Origin of the sequence: Paenibacillus sp. 1-18 (assembly GCF_000520755.1) — a bacterium.
Classification (GTDB): domain Bacteria; phylum Bacillota; class Bacilli; order Paenibacillales; family Paenibacillaceae; genus Paenibacillus; species Paenibacillus brasilensis.
The window spans coordinates 1-5,171 of the sequence record NZ_ASSB01000302.1 but is presented as its reverse complement, the minus strand read 5'-3'; the positions used below and the strand labels follow the sequence as shown (position 1 = coordinate 5,171).

The window sequence follows — 5,171 nt, the reverse complement described above, 5'->3', positions numbered from 1 at the left end:
CCATTTTTGTTGTCCAACTAAGTGTAGCCGATCCAATGGCGCCTCCTTAAAGGGGCGCCCTTTTCTTATCCATTTATCTCTCAATAAAAGAAAATTGTACATTTAAATATAATTTGGACTTAAACAGCTCTTACAAAAGTAATCCGGCATCTCTTGCTTTTTGCACGGCTTCTTCTCGATTGTTGACTCCCAGCTTGTCGTAGAGAGTGGAAGCGTAATTTCTTACGGTGCCGTTGGATAGGTAAAGTTTCTCAGAAATTGTTTTATAACGGTTTCCTTGAGATAAAAGATTCAAAACCTCTAGTTCGCGTTTCGTTAAGCCATACTCTTCTCCATCTGACCATGGTCCGACTGACTCTTCTTCATCATTTCCGTCCCACATTCTATGGAACAAATCTTGGTTTATTACCGTGCCTCCCCGATAGACGAGGCGAATCGTTTCAGCCAGTTCACGCGATTCTATGGATTTCAGCAAATAGCCGTCAGCGCCGCTTCGCATGATTTCCTTCGCCCTCTCTGTATCCTGAAACGTTGACAGGATGAGGACGCGAATGTCAGGCCATGTTTCCTTGATTATTTGGGTCGCACGAATCCCATCCTGATTGGGCATCTCCAAATCCATTAATATCAAATCCGGATTCAGGCTTCTGCACAATTCCACAGCTTGCTCCCCATCTTCAGCCACCCCCACTACCTGCAAGTCCTCCTGTCCGTCCAAGATGGTATGGAGGCTATCTCGGATAAACGAATGATCATCGACGATACACAAGCGGATTCTTTCATCGGACAATTGTACAAGTCTAGGTAACACACATGAGATGAACGTCCCTTCGCCCTTTTCGGAGTATACAGTGACTCTCCCTTGTAACTGTGTCGCACGTTCTTTCATTGCAGTTAATCCGAAGCCATCCTTCCACTCCTCCACTCCGCCGCCATTATCCTGTACATCCAATCTCGTCTGTTGCGGCTCAAAATGCAGTGACACAATGATTTCGGTTGATTGTCCGTGGCGCACAGCATTAGTCAGCGATTCCTGCAAGCACCGATAAAGAGTCATTTTCGCTTGTTTGGAGACCATGTACTCTTCCCCTATTATTCGAGTGCGTACATTTACTTTTGCATGTTTCTGGAACTCCTCTGCTAATTGTTGCAAAGTAACAGTCAAGGGAAGCGATTCTTGTGGTGAATCTATTTGATGCAAATAGGCTCTCACTTCCTCCATACTGTTACGGGCTAATTGCAATAATGTGTCGATTTTCTGCTCCCCATCTTTTGTTGCTAATTCCGTACGCAATATTTCCAACCCCATAATGATCGAGGTATAGGAATGCCCCATCGTATCATGCAAATCTTTGGAAAGTCTATCGCGCTCCTCTAACAAAGTAATCTGCTCAATCTGAGATAGGTACTGTTCCAGCACAAGCTTCTGATTGCGTATAATTTCATTTTGGCGGTAATTAGAAACTAGTAAGTGAAAGGAAAATCCCATCGCAAAAGCCAGACCGAGTGGGATAATCGCCCATAGATCTGTTCCTGGGGAAAATATTGCAATGAGCAATGGAAACAAAACAACTGTGATAGAACCCGACCAACGGAATGATTTATGAGCACTATTTGCCGCGATCATGAAAGTTGGCATTAAAAATGCAAGATATGCCGCCGGAAATAATAAGGTTAAGTAGAAGCACACTCCGCCAAACAAAACCATCTCAGTAAGCAGATAGTAGCGATAACTGAACATTAAACAAATCCAAGGTATTGAAAATGCGGCAATTTCCCAAAGAACGATGATCCAAAGGGGCACAGTTAAATGGTCTTGGTGTTGGATAGTAGTTATCATCAATGAAAACCAGATGACAAAACGTATACAAAGCAATAACCAGTCATACCAGAACCATTGTTTCCAGGTTGTAAACAAATTATCACCTCTTAATAGCTTTAAACATGGAATGCGTGTACATTCCGACTATTTGAACTAAGCTGTTTCCAATGCGAGTATTGATCCAGACGAGAATACACCCAGAGAGCATGACACATATAGCCTTTTCCCATGAATCTACAGCGAATCCCCATAAGTATATATCAAGATGTTGAAAAAGTATCGGTGTAACGATAATTACGAGCGGAGCTATGTACAATATAACGGCACATATAAGGCTAATCACCCCAATAAAAAATTTCTGCATAAGCCAAAAAACGGCCCTCCAATTGCTACTATTAAGAATGGCTTCTCTCGCTTTCATCCATTTATCCCTTCCACTGTTTGTCCTTGTCGGGATTGGCTCTATCGATATATCCGTATAAACCTTCGTCTGAATGCGTTCATATTGGACAAACGTGTGAGTTGTTCGCAACACACACGCCAACAAGGGAATGCCCACGAAGATAACCGTCATCCCCAACGCAAATGTAATGCTGACCAAATAGAAGCAAAAATAAAACAGTCCCGATCCGAAGGTAAACAACAAAAAGTAGAAATCTTGCAACCTTTTGCGAGCTGATTCTTTCGTCATTTGATTCTCTCCTACTCTTTATTTTATTTGCTAATCCGTTATGAATTGCCCTTCGAATCTAACTTGTTATCTGTCACATACGGTAGTGTCAAAGTGTCATATTTGTAGGTCATGACTATAAAACAAGCTGTACTAAGCTCTTTTTTATGTCATGCATTAGAAGACGAAAGGTCACTAGCTACTATGACTTGCCGCTTGCTACACTCGGTTCATACACGGGTGAGTCGACATTTCTACCAGCATGATTTCTGCGTGTTCCCAATAATCCTTAGAAGTTGGAGAATTAAAACCATCGACATCCACGGCCAATATTCAAATGACGAAAGCTCCCAATAACGCAAAAGAAGTAGAATCTTTTGCTGATCCGTTGTTCGCGGAAAAAATGAAGAAGTACAATGTGAACGGTTCAAGTTTTGCCGTCGTCCATGATGGAAAAGAATATTTTTAAACCATTAGGCATGAAGTCTACCAGTGTGCGCTTTACGTCTGACCTTCTCAAGAGAATGGCTACACATTACGGTCCCACTGGCGATCCTCATCCAACATATGGGCACGCCCTAACTGATGGACCACAAGGAAGCATTTTGTCCATTGGAGAAGACATGTCAAAGTACATGATTATGCAGCTACAGAATGGGAAGTTTGGAGATAAAGAAATCGTAACATGTGGTATTAAAAGGCGGAAACATGCCGGGATATTCTTCGTTGATGGTTTTGGTGCCTGAACAAAAAACCGCATTTTTCATGTCTTACAATAATGATTCCATGATGAGTCTAGATGTGTACGATGCGTTCATGGATCATTATTTTCCTCGAACTATCACTGTGAAGAAACCAACATACCACCAGTTAGAGGAAAAAGAAGCGCAAAAATACGTGGGTCTATATCAAAATACACGTGTATTCGCAATTCGTACCCACTTTTCCTATGAGAATGGGGCGTTGGTCATGGAAGATGAAACAGCTGGAAAACAAGTACTCAAAATGATTCACCCATTGTTGTTTGAAGATGCAGAAGGAAATAGACAATCTTCTGCTTTAGAGATCATGAATGCTAAAATAGGTAATCTATTTAATCCAATGGGCACGATGACACAAGGGGAATTTGCTGACGCCTTGTTACTTGCACACGGAGGGTACACTTTCCCAGACGAAATCGAAAAAATCAAGAAGCAACTCATAGTAGGCATACCAAGATATGACCGTGCCACTCCGATTACCCGACAAGTTGCAGCAACCATGATTCAAAATTTGAAGCAGATTCAACCTGACCAAGATACCAACATCAATACTGATGGCTCCTTTACCTTCCGTCCAAAGAATTTATTACTTCGTCAAGAAGCGAGCGCCTTGCTCGATTTAGCTTTTGGCTATTATGCTCTGCCTATTAAACAGAAATAAAAAAACGCCATTCCTGTTTCAGTGTCTGAGGTGTTCTAACATTACCATAAACAAAAGCTGTGTATATTTATAATAATGCCTTCACCAATTATCTTACTTCCCTTCTAGCTTCTCCACCGCGATACCGCCTCCGCCCTTATGTATACGGCGTCCAACTAACGGGACGCCTTTTTCCATTATGACGTTGATGTGCAACTTACATCCCCGGCTTCCTATGATGTCCCCATCGCAATCCAGAGAATCCACCCCTCACATATCTGACCCGATTGTCTGCGTTCCACTGTAAGCACTCCCGAATACCTCTGTCGCTGTGTAACAGATACCGTCACTCCCGGTACGCTCGCATTAGCGGTGATTGCATATTGTGTGTCTATAAAGGGCTTCTCAAACACAACGTTTACTTCACTTGTAACCGCCTGTGCAGCTAGATAAAAAGAAATGCTGCCAAATTGGGGTGAAGTCGCTTTACTGTCCGTAGTCCTGTCATTGGTCGGTGAGCCATCGTGAATGGCATTCCGACCTAATTCTTTTTCATCGTGAAAAGCTAGATCTTGCTCAGGCAATTGCATTCGCTGCTTTGGACGCTGTCTTCCTTCCGCAATATGAATACTGGTTATGGAACAATCCAGCAACGAATCTTGCTCGTTCTGATCTTCCGCCTTCATAGACGTCATGTCATTACCCGTTCCGTATTCGGTATCTGACTCAGGCACAGACAACAGCAGCACAGATGCTCGATTCATCTGCATCGCTTCCTCCAGCGTTTTGGGAAGCTTATGCTTTTTCCATGCTGCTTCCTCTATAGCTTGAACCGGGGGATCCTTCTCTACAGGGACAGCTGCACTTGCCGTTCCACGCTGAGTGGTTCTGTGACTGCCAGCAAGCGAAGCAGGTTTCTCCTTGCTTACACGGGGAGAGGGAACTGTATTGGAAAGGTTACGCCGTGCTATTTTTTTATCCTTATGACCATGGTTCATACGATGGTTCATGGTGACCGCTCCTTTGGCACAGGAGTGAATAAGCGGTCGCTCCGCTTCATTCACCCGGCTGGGAATCATGGCTAATGCCTATAAGCTAGCCTATGCGCATAAGGGCGCCCACGTCACTCAGTTGCACAGTCCAGCATAATTTGCGCCCAGCGATGTGCTGAATGCTGCCATAAAAACCGTCTCCGCACCTCACCAAGCCCGGCTTCTCCCATCCGTCGCCGCAAGTCAGTCTGCCGGAGCAGTCCGATGATGGCCGCGGCCATTTCCC

At 43.8% G+C, this 5,171-nt stretch carries 3 protein-coding genes and 1 pseudogene; 1 reads left to right on the top strand and 3 read right to left on the bottom strand.

Annotation, left to right across the window (positions count from 1 at the left end):
* Positions 1-130: 130 nt before the first annotated feature.
* Together L693_RS0119045 and L693_RS0119040 are read right to left on the bottom strand one after the other, a co-directional pair.
* Positions 131-1,918, bottom strand: coding sequence for a helix-turn-helix transcriptional regulator (locus L693_RS0119045; protein WP_025719111.1), 1,788 nt, complete (start codon positions 1,916-1,918; stop codon positions 131-133).
* Between the two features lie 4 nt (positions 1,919-1,922).
* The gene (locus tag L693_RS0119040; RefSeq protein ID WP_025719110.1) at positions 1,923-2,513 is read right to left on the bottom strand and encodes a sensor domain-containing protein; all 591 of its coding nucleotides are present in this window, start codon (positions 2,511-2,513) and stop codon (positions 1,923-1,925) included.
* Between the two features lie 419 nt (positions 2,514-2,932).
* On the opposite strand from L693_RS0119040, the pseudogene L693_RS28300 reads away from it, so the two are divergent.
* Positions 2,933-3,914, top strand: a pseudogene (locus L693_RS28300) (penicillin-binding protein); the annotation flags it as partial.
* 212 nt (positions 3,915-4,126) lie between these two features.
* On the opposite strand, the gene L693_RS0119020 reads toward L693_RS28300, so the two are convergent.
* Positions 4,127-4,903 carry a WIAG-tail domain gene (locus L693_RS0119020; protein WP_025719105.1) on the bottom strand — a complete coding sequence of 259 codons (777 nt, stop codon included), beginning with the start codon at positions 4,901-4,903 and terminating at the stop codon, positions 4,127-4,129.
* Positions 4,904-5,171: the final 268 nt, after the last annotated feature.